The 15,182-nt window shown below is 66.2% G+C and carries 16 protein-coding genes; 6 read left to right on the forward strand and 10 right to left on the reverse strand.

Annotation, left to right across the window (positions count from 1 at the left end):
- Nucleotides 1–339: 339 nt before the first annotated feature.
- Genes ACO03V_RS15470 through ACO03V_RS15505 form a run of 8 tightly spaced genes read right to left on the reverse strand, consistent with a single transcriptional unit; the run spans nt 340 to nt 8,592 of the window.
- Nucleotides 340–708, reverse strand: a complete 369-nt coding sequence (locus tag ACO03V_RS15470; RefSeq protein ID WP_423138225.1) for a DUF4913 domain-containing protein — start codon at nt 706–708, stop codon at nt 340–342.
- Nucleotides 708–2,456: a type IV secretory system conjugative DNA transfer family protein gene (locus ACO03V_RS15475; protein ID WP_423138226.1), complete on the reverse strand. Its 1,749-nt coding sequence runs from the start codon at nt 2,454–2,456 to the stop codon at nt 708–710. The genes ACO03V_RS15470 and ACO03V_RS15475 overlap by 1 nt, the downstream gene beginning before the upstream one ends.
- The gene (locus tag ACO03V_RS15480; RefSeq protein ID WP_423138307.1) at nt 2,453–4,135 is read right to left on the reverse strand and encodes a hypothetical protein; all 1,683 of its coding nucleotides are present in this window, start codon (nt 4,133–4,135) and stop codon (nt 2,453–2,455) included. The genes ACO03V_RS15475 and ACO03V_RS15480 overlap by 4 nt, the downstream gene beginning before the upstream one ends.
- On the reverse strand, nt 4,135–5,637 hold the full coding sequence (locus tag ACO03V_RS15485) for an SCO6880 family protein (protein WP_423138227.1): 1,503 nt from the start codon (nt 5,635–5,637) through the stop codon (nt 4,135–4,137). The genes ACO03V_RS15480 and ACO03V_RS15485 overlap by 1 nt, the downstream gene beginning before the upstream one ends.
- Complete coding sequence (locus ACO03V_RS15490; protein WP_423138228.1) at nt 5,637–7,010, reverse strand: hypothetical protein; 1,374 nt, start codon at nt 7,008–7,010, stop codon at nt 5,637–5,639. The genes ACO03V_RS15485 and ACO03V_RS15490 overlap by 1 nt, the downstream gene beginning before the upstream one ends.
- On the reverse strand, nt 7,003–7,734 hold the full coding sequence (locus tag ACO03V_RS15495) for a hypothetical protein (RefSeq protein ID WP_423138229.1): 732 nt from the start codon (nt 7,732–7,734) through the stop codon (nt 7,003–7,005). The genes ACO03V_RS15490 and ACO03V_RS15495 overlap by 8 nt, the downstream gene beginning before the upstream one ends.
- 19 nt (nt 7,735–7,753) lie before the next feature.
- Nucleotides 7,754–8,035, reverse strand: a complete 282-nt coding sequence (locus ACO03V_RS15500; RefSeq protein WP_423138230.1) for a hypothetical protein — start codon at nt 8,033–8,035, stop codon at nt 7,754–7,756.
- A complete protein-coding gene (locus tag ACO03V_RS15505) occupies nt 8,032–8,592 on the reverse strand; it encodes a DUF6668 family protein (RefSeq protein WP_423138231.1) in 561 nt (186 codons plus the stop codon). Before ACO03V_RS15505 ends, ACO03V_RS15500 begins: the two co-directional genes overlap by 4 nt.
- A gap of 330 nt (nt 8,593–8,922) precedes the next feature.
- On the opposite strand from ACO03V_RS15505, the gene ACO03V_RS15510 reads away from it, so the two are divergent.
- The 6 genes from ACO03V_RS15510 (at nt 8,923) to ACO03V_RS15535 (ending at nt 14,114) form a co-directional block, all read left to right on the forward strand.
- Nucleotides 8,923–9,276, forward strand: a complete 354-nt coding sequence (locus tag ACO03V_RS15510; RefSeq protein WP_423138232.1) for a hypothetical protein — start codon at nt 8,923–8,925, stop codon at nt 9,274–9,276.
- A gap of 2 nt (nt 9,277–9,278) precedes the next feature.
- The gene (locus ACO03V_RS15515; protein WP_423138233.1) at nt 9,279–10,298 is read left to right on the forward strand and encodes a M15 family metallopeptidase; all 1,020 of its coding nucleotides are present in this window, start codon (nt 9,279–9,281) and stop codon (nt 10,296–10,298) included.
- On the forward strand, nt 10,295–11,749 hold the full coding sequence (locus ACO03V_RS15520) for a hypothetical protein (protein WP_423138234.1): 1,455 nt from the start codon (nt 10,295–10,297) through the stop codon (nt 11,747–11,749). The genes ACO03V_RS15515 and ACO03V_RS15520 overlap by 4 nt, the downstream gene beginning before the upstream one ends.
- On the forward strand, nt 11,746–12,738 hold the full coding sequence (locus ACO03V_RS15525; RefSeq protein ID WP_423138235.1) for an FHA domain-containing protein: 993 nt from the start codon (nt 11,746–11,748) through the stop codon (nt 12,736–12,738). Before ACO03V_RS15520 ends, ACO03V_RS15525 begins: the two co-directional genes overlap by 4 nt.
- 50 nt (nt 12,739–12,788) lie before the next feature.
- Complete coding sequence (locus tag ACO03V_RS15530) at nt 12,789–12,956, forward strand: hypothetical protein (protein ID WP_423138236.1); 168 nt, start codon at nt 12,789–12,791, stop codon at nt 12,954–12,956.
- A gap of 135 nt (nt 12,957–13,091) precedes the next feature.
- Nucleotides 13,092–14,114: a PDDEXK nuclease domain-containing protein gene (locus ACO03V_RS15535; protein ID WP_423138237.1), complete on the forward strand. Its 1,023-nt coding sequence runs from the start codon at nt 13,092–13,094 to the stop codon at nt 14,112–14,114.
- Between the two features lie 107 nt (nt 14,115–14,221).
- Here the strand turns inward: ACO03V_RS15535 and ACO03V_RS15540 are convergent, their stop codons facing one another.
- Nucleotides 14,222–14,506 (reverse strand): ATP-dependent DNA ligase, encoded by a 285-nt coding sequence (locus ACO03V_RS15540; protein WP_423138238.1) that lies wholly within the window; start codon nt 14,504–14,506, stop codon nt 14,222–14,224.
- Between the two features lie 25 nt (nt 14,507–14,531).
- Entirely contained in the window at nt 14,532–14,915 is a 384-nt protein-coding gene (locus ACO03V_RS15545; RefSeq protein WP_423138239.1) for a hypothetical protein, read from the reverse strand.
- Nucleotides 14,916–15,182 lie beyond the last annotated feature (267 nt).

Here is a 15,182-nt window from a genome sequence, read left to right on the forward strand (position 1 = left end):
TCTGTGTGATTTTCCACCGTCTCTCCCCATGTGCAGCATGGGTTGTCCCCGGTTTCATCCACAGAGCACCCCCGCCGTGAAGCGCTGTTAACATTCGCAATTCCGCGGTTCTCGTGGTGATCGCAGGTACTTGTCCACAGAACGGACAATAGACGGGGGTTCCGACATCACACAGGCGGGGGAAAGTGCGCTTCGGCGTGTCGCGGCGTGCCGGAAAGGGCTGATCAGAGTCCCCGCCGACCGAATCCGCGCCCGCCCCACCGGTCCTTGGACGTCAAGACGCCTCCCGCAGAGAATCAGTGCTGATGCCGCTGGATCGGAGGCGCGGTCGCCGGAGCGTCAGAACATGTTGCGCGGCGGCGACTCGGATGGCCAAGCGTCGGGGACGCCGCGCTCGTCGCCGAGCTTGTCGAGGCGCCAGAACGGTCCGTTCTCGGACGTGAGCTCGCGCATCGTGGGGTCTAGGTAGTCGCGGAAGAAAACGGCCATACCGGTAGGTCCTTCGAGGCGGAGGTACTCGAACGATCGCCAGAGCGCTTCCAGGCGCATCGCGACTTCCTGGTATTCCCACCACCGTGGGTCCCAGCGGTGCTTGGCTGGGTTGCGGCGGTAGGTCGGCAACAGGAGCTGCTCGACGAATTCGGCGACATTCGCGTAGGCCGTTTCGACGAATTCGATGTCGTCGTCGTCCCGTTCGATGGCATCCATCAGGCGACGTCCTTGCTCGAGGAGGAGACGGCGCGAGCTTCGTAGTATTCGCGACTGTCGTTGACGGCTTGGGCGTAGGGCCGCTTGGAGAAGTGGTTCAGTTTGATCAGCGTGGCCGGGGCCCCGGATGCTAGGAGTACGGCGCGGCCGCGCGGCATCGCCGTCAGGTCGGCGGTGTCGAGTATGCGTTCTCGCTGCAGGCTCGTCGTGACGCTCCGTCCCTTCGACTGCGACGACGAGGACCGCTTCACGACGTCGTGGTCACCGATAAGGCTGGCAAGGAACGGCAGGAACTTGTCTTCGGCGAGGCCGGCGCCCGCGACACGGATGTTGGCCGCGGACCAGAGCTTGCTCATCCCGGTCTCCCCGAACGCTTCGACGCCCTGCGCCCAGGACTGGAAGAACGCCGACATGATGATGCCGCGTGAGCCGTAGTGCGAGTACACGTCGGGGAGCTCGCGCCAACGGCACACGTTCGCGGCCTCGTCGAGTACCGCCATCAGCGGGGTCGGTAGCCGGCCCCCGGGTTGCGTGGAGCCGTACTGCTCCGCGGCCATGAGAATCGCCATGGTGAGGGCGCCGGTGATCGCTCGAGCGGAGCCGCCACCCTCCTTGGAGATCAGGTAGATGGTGTCCGTCGACCGCACGAACGCATCGGGGTCAAAGTGCGGCCGCGATCGCGTCTCGTCGGTGATCCAGGGCAGCACCTTGGTGTTGCCCAGAACGCTGATCCAGGGGCGCAGCGTGCCGTACACGCCGTCGCGCTGCTTCTCCGTGAGGTTCTGCGTCTGGCGAAGCGCGCGGCCCTGCTCTGTCTGGCCGTTCTCGGAGAGGATCTGTGCGGGGTCGTCAGGGGCCCCGGGACGAGAGTCCGGGTCGTTGGCCCAGGCGAACACGTTGCGCACAGACAGACCCCCGAGGGCCGCGGCGAGCATGAGGCGGGATAGCGTCTCGCGTCCCGCCGACTCGAAGTAGGCGTCTTGCTTGGACCCGGCCGCGGTCGCGGACGTGATGAACACGTCCGCCATCTTTTCCGCGGTCTCCATGTCGTGCACGAACGACAGCGGGTCCCACCACCAGGTGGGTTCCTCCCCGATGATGTGCTGCACGTCGTGCACCCAGACGACACCGTTTTCCGAGCGGGGGCCGCGGGAGAGATCCACGATGTCGCGCTTGTTGGAGGTGGCCAGGACCGGGCCACGGGTCTCCAGAATCTGCGGGACACAGACGCACGACGTTTTACCGGCGCGGGGTCCCATGATCCATAGCTGCACCCACTCCCATGACGCATAGAGACGCTTGCCGCTGGGGATGTGGCTGGCCAAGGTGACGCCGGGGCCGGCTTTCTCGGCGCCGAGTCGGGCGCTATCGGCGCGTGCCGCCGGTTCGAGAAGGTCGGCGACGTCGCGCGTCTGCCCCATCGAGGACGCCTTGTGGTCCACGCGGGAGCGCTGGTTCCACTGCTTCCAGATCGCCCAGCCGAGGATGCCGACGAGGCCGACCACAACCAGAGCCATGACGATTGTTGCGCCGATCTGAAGGGCCGTGGGAGGAAGCGTCCCGCGAAGCATGGCGGTCAGCACTGTGCCGATGCCGCGGTCGGGCAGGTTCTCGATCGCGGGGTTCAGCTGCGCGCCGACCCAGACCACGGCGAGGCCGACGAGTCCGAGCATGAGGACGCCGCCGAGGATGATCCAGCCGAGGTCGTTGCCGGCGGGCTGAGCGCGGCGGTTTGCTTGCCTGCTCATGCGTCCACCGCGTCGTACTCGTCGACGGGATCGAGGCCCATGGCCGCGGTGCCCTCGGCGCGCGCCTTGGCCTGTTGCCAGGCGCGGTTGGTGTTGTTCACCTCGAGCTCGGTTGGCGTGAGCACCACGGTGAAGGGGATACCGGGCTTCTTGCCGAGCTTCAGCAGGAAGTTGCCGCGTCCGGGAGGGGCCGCGGAGCGGCCGGTTTCGGGGTTCACCGCGCTCTCTGCGGACCAGTCCGAGATCATCGTGGTCTCCGTCTGAGACATGGCGAACACCTTCTTTAGATTGCCCATCTCGGCGTCTGCGAGGCCGCCGAGGAAGACCATGCCGGATCGCTCGACGAAGCCGGATGCGATCTTGCTGAGGTGCTCGGAGCTCAGCTCGAGGTCGTTCATCGTGTGGGTGATCATCACCTGTCCGATGCCGCGCTGACGGTTCAGGCGCGTGAGCGAGTCGAGGAAGTAAACCATGACGTCGGATGCGCGCAGCATCCGCCACAACTCGTCCATGACGAGGAAGTAGTGGCGCTGCTCTTTCAGACCCGCCTCCGCCAGGTGCTTGTCGGCCGACACCACGGCGGAGCCGTAATTCCAGCACACGGTCTGAACGGCCGCATGCATCTGGTGATCGGCCTCGTCAATGGTCGACACGTCGAAGACCATCGGCCGTCCAACCTCGATGTGCTCGGTGGTCTCACGCGCGAACATGTCGCCAAAAGGACCGTTCGGGCCCAGGGCAGTGAGCCCGTCGACGAGGCTCTGCACGCGCTCGTGATACCGGTTCACGTCGTCGCGGTCGATGGCAAGGGCGGCGAGGCGGGGTTCGCGACCCCGCACCAGGTCGGTGACATCGCCGATGACCGGAGTGCGCTCAGATCGCTCGTCGAGGATGCGCAGCGCCTCCGAGAGAATCGAGCGTTCGAAGGACTCCAGGGGCCGGTTGTTCACCAGGGCCACCAGGCCGATGACCTGCGTCAGCCGGCGCCCGCGCATCTCTTCGAGTGCCTGTCGGCGGTGCTCCTCGTCGGGAATCTGCTCGAGCTGGCCCATGAGCGGGCCGAGGTCAAGCACATTGAGCGCGCCGACACCGCGGCCGAGGCGGATGACCTGCCCGTCCATCGCTGCCATGAGGTCGGCGTAGTCGGGTTTAGTGTCCGAGAGGACCATGGGGACGATTCCCCACCCCTCGAGAATCGCGAGGATATGGCGAACGAGACTGGACTTGCCCAGGCCCGGACGCCCGATGACGAAGGCGCTGGGGTTGCCGATCAGGTTCGCCAGGAACCAGCTGATCGGGTCCGCGCACACCACGGAGCCGGTGGTCAGGTGCCGCCCCAGCGGGGCGCCGACCACGGGGCTTCCGGAACCGGCGATGAACGGCCAGAGGCCGCACACTTGCACCGTCGTGCCCTGGTACTCCACGGGTGTTTCGATGTAGTTGACGCGGCCTGTGCCGCGTCCGGCCCAGCCGCGGCGACCGGGACGGATCGCCGCGTCTGCGCGGCCCGCGGCGGCGCTGTTGAAGAACTCCTGCAGCCGGTCTAGCGCGCCCGAGGACTTCGGCTGTGCCGTGGACAGGCGCTTGGCATCCCGCCGCGTCTGGCGGGCCTTCTTCGGAGACAGCGTGAGGGACAGATCGTCGTCCGAGTAGGGACGCTGGTTGTCGCGGCGGGCCATCACAGCCACGCCCGCATCTTGTCGTCGAGCAGCGAGTGTTCGGCGAGAACAACCCCCAACGGGAGCCCCGCCTGGAAGGCGACCGCTTGGTTGCCGAGCGCGGGGCGGATGCGCAAACGCGCCGCGTTGGCCATCGACGGGATGATCTTGTCCAGGCGCGGGAAGTCATCCGACGTCGCCGTGGTCGCCGTGATGATCATGCCGAACCGCACCAGGCCGGCGCCCTGCGCTTCTTCCTGCGCGGCCTTCTTCGCGTAGGCGAGACGCTGCTCCTGGCGGGCGCTGATGCGCTGCTTCTGCGAGCCCGCGAAGGCGGCGTTGTTGATGTCGCTCTCCACCAACGACGCGCTCTCGGACGACGGGATCGGCCGGTACAGGATCGTCACGCGCTTGCGGAGGACGTTCGGGGTCGGTTCCATGATGCGCCGCAGAGCGGTTGAGTAGAACTGTCCGCGCGGGCCCTCGAACATCTCCCACGTCTTGGACACGGCGCGATCGTGAAAGTACCGGTCCAGCTGGTCGTCGTGGAAGACAGGCCCCGCATCCGGCCAGGACAGGCCCGTTCCGCCCTCCGCGCGGGCTTCCTCGATGAGGGATGCCACGGTGGGGTCGTAGCTGGTGCGGGTGAAGTCGATGATGTCCTGCGCGGTGCACGCCCGCACGGACGTTCCCGCGCCCGTGGAGTAGAGATTGCCGATCAGGCTCGGCAGCCGGTTGGCGATCTCTTCGACCATGACCGAGATGCCGCGGTCGCTGGCGTCCGTGTCGAGTCCCTTCCCGGAGAAGGTCACGGCGATGCGGGTGGTCACCGAGGGGGAGCCCGAGTTGTAGTGCTCGGGGAGTTCGTCGATGACGGCGGCGGAGAATGCCGAGGCGTTCTCGCTGAGGTTCCCGCGCGTCATCCGCTCGAGGCGAAGGCCTGAGTCGGGCGCCGTTTCGACCGTGACGCTGGCGCCGACGATGCCGCCGTCCACACCCAGCTGTGCCATCCACGCGCCCCAGTGCCCGACCTGGGAATCGATGACCTTCTGATCGACCAGCTGGTCACCGTCCGGGAACGCCTCGAGCACCACGGTGTAGTGCTTCGTAGCGCGCACGCGGATCAGGCCGAAAGGGTTGCCGTAGGCGTCGGTGTGCTCGGAGAGCTCGCTGGCAGCGAGCAGGCCCGGGACGCGCATCTTGCCGTCCGGGACGCGACCGGCAGGGCCGGCGAGGTAGAGGTTGTTGCCCTTCTTCACTTTGCGGCGGTGCGCGAACATGAGCACGCCCCTTTCGTAGATGTTTCGGCCGTCAGCGCGTCCGCGCCACAGCATGAGGCCCGCAGCGGTCGCGCCCACAGCGACGACGAGCAGCGCACCCAGGATGTTTCCGGTGACCAGGAGCAGAACCATGAGGATCACGACGGGGATCAGCGCGAGCGAGACCCCCATCGGCAGGCCCAAGATGCCTAGGCGCCCGGGCTTGACGATGTTTCCGTAGGTCACGCTGGCGTTCTCGGACATCACTTCTCCTCCGCGGTGTCGTCAACGGTGCGGTTGATGGTGCGGGCCCCGCCCGCGGTCAGATCGGCAACACGTCCCGTGTTGTCTCGGCGGCGCGTGGTGGGTGCCGCGGACTGTGCGCCGCCCGCCGCGGCGCCGCGCGTCGGCGCGGCAGAAGTTTGCGCACCGCCGCCCGCGCCCCCTGAGCTCGAAGGTGTAGCAGAGGCGCCGCGGCCGTTCTGCGTGCTCGGAGAGCTGCCGCCGCTGCTCGAGGGCGCAGCGCTGTCGCCGCCGCCCGTGCGCGGTGCCGTGGCGACAGCTGCGCCGCCCCCACCCCCGCCGCTGTTGTTGGCGGCGGTGCTGGCGACGGCTCTCGCTCCCTGCCCGGTGGCGGCCGCGGCGTTACCCGCGGTCGATGCCGTCGTTGCGGCACCCTTCGCCGCGAGAGCGCCACCCGCGGCGGCGCCGGCTCCTAGGGATACGACCGCGGCGCCGGCGGCCACTCCGCCCGCGGCGAGTCCGGCGCCCGAGAACGCCGACGAGACACCGCCAGCGGCCACCGGGGCGATGAACTTGATGATGGCTGGCAGCGCCAGCCCTGCGATCAGCAGCGTCATCACGCCGACCGACACGTGATAGAGCGACGCGCCCAATTCATCCGTCGTCGTGAACGACGGCGGCGTGCGAATCAGGAGCAGCCCGAGAGCGTAGATCACAGCGGCGACCGGCTTGAACAGAATTAGCGCCAGGAGATAACCCTGAGCCTTCTTGAAAGCCTGGTTTCCCGCCTCCGTGGCGGATGCCGCGGCCAGGGCGGGCAGGAACGCGAACACCAACGTGACGAGCACGCCGCGCAGGATCATCAGGATGACGTTCATCAAACTGCCCAGCAGAGCCACAATGCCCAGGAGGACACCGGGGCCGACGCCGGCCGTCATGATCGCCTGTGTCGTGAGCAGCTGCGTGAGGTCGAGATCCTGGGTACCGGTGGCCCGCTCGATGATCCAGGGGGCGAAAGAGTCCCCAGCGAGGATCAGCGCCGTGGTGGCAGCGGTGTACACGCCGGTCACCACGATGAGGTTCACGATCATCTTCACCGCGGGCATGCCGTCCCGGAACGAGTTCGAGAAGATCATGCGGATGAGGGTCACGAGCAGGCCGACGATCGCGAGAACGATCGTGTAGAAGTGCAGACCGCTGGTTATCTGCCCGATCGCGTCGGACTGCACATCCGGGGAGGGGATGTTGATCCAGAAGCTCGTCAGCCACCCGAGGAACTGCACGGCGCCGTCCGCGAGAGAGCGAACGAACTCCTCAATACCGCCCTTGACGACATTGCCGATCCCGCACCCGACATCAAGCCAGCCGCAGTCATCAAGGGGGGCATCACCCATTTGCGGACCAGGGAGTGTAGAGCGCGCCGTTGTACTGTGTGGGCGTCATGCTCGAGGTCGCGTAGTCGACCAGCCATGTGGATCGGTTCTGGTCCCACACGAGGACGACCGTCGACGATGCCTCGACGTCGCTCTGGGCCAAGATGACCTGAACGGTCACTTGCTGAGGCTTCACCGCCGTAAAAGTGAAGCCGGCGACCTGGGCGACGCGACCCGGCGCCTGCTCACGGTTTCGACCCTGGGTGAGCGCGATGAATTGCTCGCTTCCTCCGTTGTCGACCGCGTTCGCCTCCACCACGTCGGCGAAATCTTCCCGAGCGACGCCTGCAACGGCGTTCACGGCGGCGAACAGCGCACCTGTAGGCGAGGGCGCGAAGCAGCCCCAGGGTCCGTCTGAGTCGACGGGCCCGTACTCGGCGCTTGTGGGGTAGAAGAAGTACCGCTCCGGTACCCATTGGGCCGGGGGGCCCACGGTGGGAATGTCCTGGTTGGCGGTGTTTACGTTGCACGCGCCGCTCTTGGTGGGGGGAGCGCTCGTCGCGCTTGGCTGGGAGGCGCTCGACGTTTCAGACGGCTCGGCGCCGGGCTGCGCGGCGTCGTTCTGCCCCCCACGGCCCAGGACGAGGACGAGAACGATCGCCGCCGCGATCGCGACGACGAAGAGGGCCGAGACGATCCACCATCTGTTGAAGGGGGTGTTGTTGGCTGTGCCGTCGTTGCTCATGGGGAGTCCCGTCGGGTCGTTAGATGAAGACCTGGATGATGACGCCCGCGGCCGAGGCCAGGACGCACACGATGATCGCGAGAACGATGCCCTTGAAGCTGTTCACCTCGCGACCGGTGAACGCCGCGAAAGCGAGCGTTCCCGCCGAGATGAGGAAGCCGGCCATGCCCGCGACGATGACGATCCAGCTGATCCAGTTCAGGACCGTGAGGATGCCGTCCGTCCCGGGGGGCTGCTCCGGGGTCGGGTTGGGCAGTGCCACCACCGCGTGAGAGAGGGCGGTGAGCGCAGTGCTGATCATGTTGGGTTTTCTCCTGTAGGTGTGGCGAGAGAGCGAATGTTGGCGAGGACCCGTTTGAGGCGGCCGCCGATGGTGGTGGGGGTGGGGGCTTCATGGCGCCAGTTCTCCTGCCAGGGGATGTGCCACCCGTGCGGTGTCATCTGTCCGAGGCGGCGAGCGACCAGGCGCTGTTGCGAGGTGAGCTTTGGGCCGTCGTCCACCATGACGATGCCCAGCAATCGGGATGCCGGTAGCTGATCTGCCCCCCACAGCCGTGCGAAGCGGCTGGCCGCCGCGACGCCCGCGTGGTGGGTGCGCGCAACGGCGAGGACCGGCATGTCGGGGAGTGGGCGGTCCCAGCCGGTGAAGACCGGCCAGGCGCCGTGACCGTCTACAACGTCGATGCCGAGCAGTGAGCAGAGTGTGGTCGCTCCTGCTCCGCCGTGCAGGCCAACAACGGTCAGCAGGGGCCGGTTGGTGGTGTTTTGCGTGGGCCAGGGCGCGAGGCCGTCGATGTTGCTGTTCGGGACGGCTGCAGGCGTTGACGGGCCGCGCAAAGCGAGGGCGTTGTTCCACACCCGGTCTGGTTCGTCGCGTTCTCCCGGGTCTGCCGGTGGGACTGCCGGGGGGAGGAAGGGGTTTCGTGGGCGGAGCTCAACGCTGCGTGCTTCTGCCAATCAGTGCCCCGGTTTCATGCGTAAGAATTAATTCTTGGTTATAGACAACATCTCGTAGTGTCTATAGAAGCATAAGCGGGGGAGGGCGTCATCGAGAGAGCGCGCAGAACGGCGGCCGCGGTGGCCGCGGTGATCTTCGTCACCATGACGGTGGGTTGCTCCGGGGGAGAGGCAGAACCTGGCACGTTACCTTCTGCCAGCCCGGCTCTGTCAAATGCGCCGACCGCTTCAGTGACACCCGCCGACACCCTCGACGACGAGGGACGCGACGCGGGGACTGCGACGGCACAGGCCGCGCTGACGGCGTTCCTGCAGCGCGATCTGCCCTACGACAGCTGGTGGGCGCAGCTGAAGCCGATGCTCACGCAAGAAGCGGTCTTCGCGTACGAGTACACGGATCCGCAGAGCGTGCCCGCTACGACCATCACGGGAGAACCGCTTGTGTCAGCGGCCCCCAGTGCCACCCAGCTGAACGTCTTGCTCCCCACGGGGGTCGGGCAGTACATGCTCGTCCTGTACCGCGAGAACGCTCAAGCGGGATGGGCCGTTGACCGGCTCACACCTCCCGAACAGGCGGGTCCCTGACCGTGAAGAAGGTCATCCCTGCCGTTGTCGCCGGCGTCATCCTCCTGCCGACGCTCCTCGTCGTGCTCTTCTTCGGAGACAACGGCGCCGCCGCCGCGTGCATGCCCACCCCTGCCAACGTCGACGTCAGCCAACTGCCACCCCAAGGCATCGCCGGCTACAGCGGCGAGCAGCTGCAGAACGCCGCGCAGATCATGGCCGCGGGTGCCGCCCTCGGCCTGGACGCGCGCGGACAGACCATCGGCGTGATGACAGCTATGGGCGAGTCTTCGCTTAGTGTGCTCGATCAGGGCGACGTCGTGGGCCCTGATTCTCGTGGTCTCTTCCAGCAGCGCGACAACGGCCGCTGGGGGTCATACGAGGACCGGATGGACCCGTTCGTCTCGGCCACCAACTTCCTCACAGCCCTCCGGCAAGTTCAGGACTGGGAGAACCTGCCGCCCTGGATCGCGGCGCATCGAGTGCAGGTCAACGCCGACCCGTACCACTACGAGCGTTATGTCCAACCGGCTGCAGAGGTGGTCGCGGGCCTGTCCGGCGTGGACCCCAGGGAGATCCAGGAATGCACCATCCCTGACGGCATCATTCCCGGCGGCATCAACCGACCCGGCCCGTGGGGCGGGTACGAGAACGGTCGTGTCCCCGAAAACACGCTCTCGCCGATCCCGTGGAAGCCCGAGTACGTTCTTCGCGCCGACGCGGCTCAGGCTCTCGTCGCACTGAACAACGCCTACCGTGCCCAGTTTGGTCAGGACCTCGTCGTCAACGACGGGTACCGCGACTACGACGAGCAGGTTAGAGCTAAGGAAATCTACGGCGGCAACGCTGCCACCCCGGGTACGTCGAACCACGGGTGGGCACTCGCTGTCGATGTCGGCATCTTCAGCTTCTACAGCCTCGAGTACGCGTGGATGGACCAGAACGCGCCCCGTTTCGGGTGGCGTAACCCCGACTGGGCGCGACCCGGCGGGCGCGGTCCGACCGAATCATGGCACTGGGAGTTCTGGGGAGTAGCAGCATGAGCGACGAAGAATTCGACCCGACGACCGTCCCGGCATTTCCGGTTCTCACCCTCGCGATGGAAGGTGAGCAGCTGGTCACCCTCAACGGCCTGCCGGTCGACGTACCCGAAGGCTCCACCCCTACCGAGGCGGGAGTTGCCGCCGCGGCCCAGCAGGCGGCCCAACTCGGTCTGGACGCGGTGCGGGTGCGTGCCGTCGTCGACAACACCGAGCACCGGATGGTTGTCACCGCAGACGGCGCCGCTCACGAGCTCGCCATGCCGGCGCCCGAGACGGAGCAAAAGCGCTCGCGCCTGCCGCTTCTGATCGCGCTAGGACTTGCTGTAGTGATCGTCGTCGGCGGAACCGTCGCAACTCTCGCCGTCGTGCTGCAGCCGGGGCCGGCCCCCGTGGCCACCGCCGACCCCGGCCCACCAGGTGCCGGGGCGAACATCCCCGTCCTGGTCCCACCCGGGTTCTCCGAACAAGCAGCGTGGTCGCTGCCGATCGCCCCACGCAGCGAACCGCGGCTCATCGACGACCAGCGACTGCTAATCACCACGAACAGCGGCGAGCTGAATCTCGTCGACGCCGCGGCCGGCGCCGTTACATGGCGCGGCGCCCAGGCCCCGCGCGCGAACGACGTCGTACACGCTTCCGAAGTGCAGGGGCGCCTGGTCCTCGCCACGGGCGAGTCCTCGCTCACCCTGTGGCCGCTCGACACAGATCAATCCCCCGTAGCCCCCGTCGAAGTCAACGTCGGCCGCAGCGCAAAGGTGACCTACCTCGGCTCGCAACCGCTCATCACCTTGCCTGATCAGACCGCGGGCTTGTTCACCAGCGACGGTCTCAAGTTGACCGACGTGCCCGTCACAGCGGTCCCCATCCTGTCGGGCCGCGAAGGCATCATCGCGGCCAACGAAGAATCCTGGTGGACCCTCACCGCAGATGCAGCACCCGTGAAAAAGCCGCTCCCACGGCCCGAAGGCGTCGAAGGAGCCCCGCTGCTGATCTCCGCCGCCGACGACGACACCCTCATCGTCGTGTGGTCTCAGCGGCCGGCTCTCACTGTGACACTGGTCGACCTCCCGTCGAACATGACCACGCTCACCGCGCCAATGAACGCCCGGATCACCGCCCAGGACGTTCCCATCCACGCCGCCGACGCCGAAACACTCACCCTCGGCGAAGCATTCATCGACTACAGCGCCGACCCACGTGCCGTCGCGCTCCCGAGCCGCATTACCCCTGTCGCCGTGTCCGGCTCCACCGTTTACGGCACCGAGAGCAACAAAGCCGTCCTCGTCGACGCCAGCGCAGCGACACCAAGCTCGGAGCCGTTCACCACCCTCACCACCGGGGTATCCGAGTCGCCGCTCGCAGTGCTCACCACAACGGTCTACGTCACCAGCGAGAAGGTCGACCAGACCCTGGTCTACGCCTCAACCGCAACCAGAGGACATGCCCCATGATGAACGTCAGCATCGACACAGACGGCACGGGCGTCGTCACGCTCCCCGGTCAGAGCGTTCCCATCACCGCGGCGGACTCCAACACCGCGCGAGCACAAGCCGTCGAGGTGCTGGTGGCGTACACCGCCACCACCGGCAGGCGGCAGTACGCCCATGCAATTGACGCGGGCGTCTCCCTCATGCTCACCATCGACCCGGACGGCGCCGTCACGGTCGACCGAAGACACGCCCGCACATACGCCCCCGCGAACGAACCCACGGCGGACGAAGAACTCGCGCAGCCGATTCGCGAAATTGTCGACGAGCTCCCGGCGACATCAGCGACGCTCCCCGATCCTGTCGTCGACACAGCGCCCGCGCCCCACATCGACCCCGATTTCAACGTCACCGGTAGCGGTGAAGGTCGCTTGCGCGTGCCCAGCGCCATGATCACCTTCGATGACGGCTCCGCCGAGATCATCCGTGGGACGACCCTGCTTGGGCGCAGGCCTCCCAAGGAGGCCGAAGGCGTCGACGCAACCGTGACGGTTGACGACCCCGCCCGCTCGGTGTCGAGGTCTCATTGCATCCTTTCGTTCCGCGACGGCATGCTCTGGGTTACCGACCAGTCATCGGCCAACGGCACCACTGTCACCGAGCACGGAAAAGAGCCCATCGACATCCCCGCTGGACACCCCCGGGCCGTTGTCACCGGCACGCGCCTCCAGATCGGCGACCGCTCATTCACGGTGACCATTCCGGCTCCTTCAGCCACGGGCGCGGAAACGGTTGCGGGCATTTCTCCCACACCCGCCGCGGGTCTTTGCGTACCCTACGAGGACCAGCATCCCGCGTTGTCGAACCTGCGCACCCCCGCTCCACATCGACAAGCACGCTCCGCTTCGTGGTACCCACAGTCAGGAACCCAGTGCCAGCACCGACAGTTCCCGCCGACGCAATCGCCCTGCTTGCCCGAACCGGCCCTCGACACGTCATCAACTACCTCGTAAAGCACCCCGGCAGCTACTACGGCGACATCCGTGAAGCGACAAAGACGGCGGTGAGCTCACTCACTCGAGATCTGCGACTTCTGGAAGACATCGGCGTTGTTCGTACCGACGTTGATCAACCCATCGGCGCGCGCCGCGGCCGCGCCCCCCGCTACACCGTCGACGTCGACCGCATCGATTCACTCATCCAGCAGCTCCGCGTCCAACTGCTGGAGTGACTCGAAAGCAGTGGCTGACGCCCGCTGAAGTCTCAGATTGCCTTGCCACGAGGACACGCGTCGCGATTCGCCAACAGAGTGTTGGCGGACTGCTTGGTGAAGGTAGGTCGCGGCGTAGCGGTGGAGGATGAGAGGGTGACCGAGATTCTCCCGTCCAGCTATGCGCAGACTCTGGCCCTCATCGTCGAGCGTGCCCACAAGGCTCGATTCGCGGTGCAACGCACGGCAAACACGGAGGTCATCGCGCTCTGGTGGTACATCGGTAACGCCCTCATCGAGCGACAGAAGGTGGAGCCGTGGGGGAGTGGTGTGCTGGCTCGGCTAGCAGCCGACCTGCGTGCCCAATTCCCCTCGATGAAAGGTTTCTCGGAGTCCAATCTCCGGTATGCCCGTCGACTTGCGGAGGCATGGCCTAGCGAGGAAGCGATTCGCCAACAGCCTGTTGGCGGATTGCCCTGGAGTCACACCATCCAGCTGCTCGACAAGCTCGACGATCAGAGCCTGCGGGACTGGTACGCGGCGCAGGACGCCTCGAACGGATGGAGCCGCGCGGTTCTGCAGCATCAAATCGCAACCCGGCTACACGAGCGGGTTGCGGCTGCCCCGTCGAACTTCGCGTCAGCTTTGACGAGCGGTGATTCTGAGCTTGCCCAGCAGCTCACCAAAGACCCATACACCCTGGACTTCCTCGCAATTGACTCCGACGCAAGCGAACGTGAGCTCGAAGAGCGGCTCACGCTTCGCGTTGTGGACACCCTCCGCGAATTGGGGGCGGGTTTCTCTTTCGTCGGTCGCCAAGTGCACTTTGACGTGGACGGCGACGACTTCTACGTCGACCTGCTGTTTTTCAACTGGCAACAGGTGCGTTTCGTGGTCGTTGAGCTGAAAACAAGCAAGTTTGACCCCCGCGACGCTGGCCAACTCGGGTTCTATGTCGCGCTCGTCGACGACCGCATGCGGATCCCGAACCTTCATGCCCCCACAGTCGGCATCCTGCTCGTCGCCGACAAGAATGAGACCGTCGTCAAATACGCGCTGGCTGGATCGACGCAACCAGTGGCTGTCAGTCGATACGAACTCTCAGCGGCCGACCAGGCGGCGCTGCCGGCGGAAGAGACACTGACGAAGATCGTTGGCGATGCTGCGGACAACGCATAGGAAGACACCGACGCTGCTGACGTCGGTGACAAGGCTGCGATCAGGGAGAACCTCGACCAGTCGCACGAAGGTAGATGGCGAAGCCGGTAGCGGCCGCCCGCCGAGCCTCATATTGTCGCAGGAAGGGTGAGCCCGTTGGGGCTGCTCGCTTCGAGCATCATCTGTTCGATCAGCTCGGTATCAATGCGGGGATGTCGTCCGCCGTAGAACTGCAACACCATCGGCGTGGCCGGGTGAAGCCACAGGCTGAGCATCCCGTGTTCTGGGTGCGGCGCCTGCAGCATGAACGATTCGTTGCGGCGCAGCTTGTTCATGATGACGATGCGCAGGTGGGAGAGCAGTCGGTCTTCGACGTCGAGGACGTGGCGTTCCTGGTAGATCAAGCGGCCCATGGGTCGTTCCTAGGTCGTGGTGGTGTCAGTGGGTGTCGTGGTAGCCGCTGTCGCGGTCCCATTCCAGCGATTTCCATTGCAGGAAATCGCAGAGGTTTCCCGCGACGACGAGTTCGGCGGCGAGGCTCGCGAGCACGTGCGGTGGCATGGTCTCGTCGTGCTCGGTGCGTGTGATGGTGGCCTGCCAGAGCGGTTCGTCGTAGCCGGCGGCCTCGAGAATGATTGATCCTTCGGCGTGCACGAGGCCGACCACGACGAGACCCGTGTCACGGCCGTCCGAGTCCTCTTGCTCGGCGACGCGTACATCGCTCGCGACGAGGTGGCCCTGGTCGATGAACTCTCGCACCCAAGCCTGTAGCAGCGCGCGGCTGCGTCGTGGAGGGGAGTCCTCGATCTCGTCTTCTGGCACGTCGGCAGCTTAGTAGTTCGCGCCGCTGACTATTTAGGGGGCTACCCTAGTTGTCGTCGCCTTCAGAACTGCACCGTTTGGAAGCGCGCAGAGTGTTGGGCGCCCCACTCGGGGTAGGTAGTGGGGGATTCCGAGCGGGGCGCCTGGCAAAGACGAACTGCGACGAGCGCAATGCCGAGGCCAGCGTAACCGGCATTGGGGGGGGAGCTGTCCTCATCACCGTGGGCAGATGCCCGGTGCGGGTGAAGTCCGGGGCAGCGTCGGGTG

This window comes from Microbacterium sp. HMH0099 (genome assembly GCF_049384025.1).
Taxonomy (GTDB): Bacteria; Actinomycetota; Actinomycetes; order Actinomycetales; family Microbacteriaceae; genus Microbacterium.

Coding starts and splice junctions, on each gene's coding strand:
- ACO03V_RS15470 (WP_423138225.1), bottom strand. CDS start 708: ATGGATGCCATCGAACGGGACGACGACGACATCGAATTCGTCGAAACG.
- ACO03V_RS15475 (WP_423138226.1), bottom strand. CDS start 2,456: ATGAGCAGGCAAGCAAACCGCCGCGCTCAGCCCGCCGGCAACGACCTC.
- ACO03V_RS15480 (WP_423138307.1), bottom strand. CDS start 4,135: ATGGCCCGCCGCGACAACCAGCGTCCCTACTCGGACGACGATCTGTCC.
- ACO03V_RS15485 (WP_423138227.1), bottom strand. CDS start 5,637: ATGTCCGAGAACGCCAGCGTGACCTACGGAAACATCGTCAAGCCCGGG.
- ACO03V_RS15490 (WP_423138228.1), bottom strand. CDS start 7,010: ATGGGTGATGCCCCCCTTGATGACTGCGGCTGGCTTGATGTCGGGTGC.
- ACO03V_RS15495 (WP_423138229.1), bottom strand. CDS start 7,734: ATGAGCAACGACGGCACAGCCAACAACACCCCCTTCAACAGATGGTGG.
- ACO03V_RS15500 (WP_423138230.1), bottom strand. CDS start 8,035: ATGATCAGCACTGCGCTCACCGCCCTCTCTCACGCGGTGGTGGCACTG.
- ACO03V_RS15520 (WP_423138234.1), top strand. CDS start 10,295: ATGAGCGACGAAGAATTCGACCCGACGACCGTCCCGGCATTTCCGGTT.
- ACO03V_RS15525 (WP_423138235.1), top strand. CDS start 11,746: ATGATGAACGTCAGCATCGACACAGACGGCACGGGCGTCGTCACGCTC.
- ACO03V_RS15540 (WP_423138238.1), bottom strand. CDS start 14,506: ATGGGCCGCTTGATCTACCAGGAACGCCACGTCCTCGACGTCGAAGAC.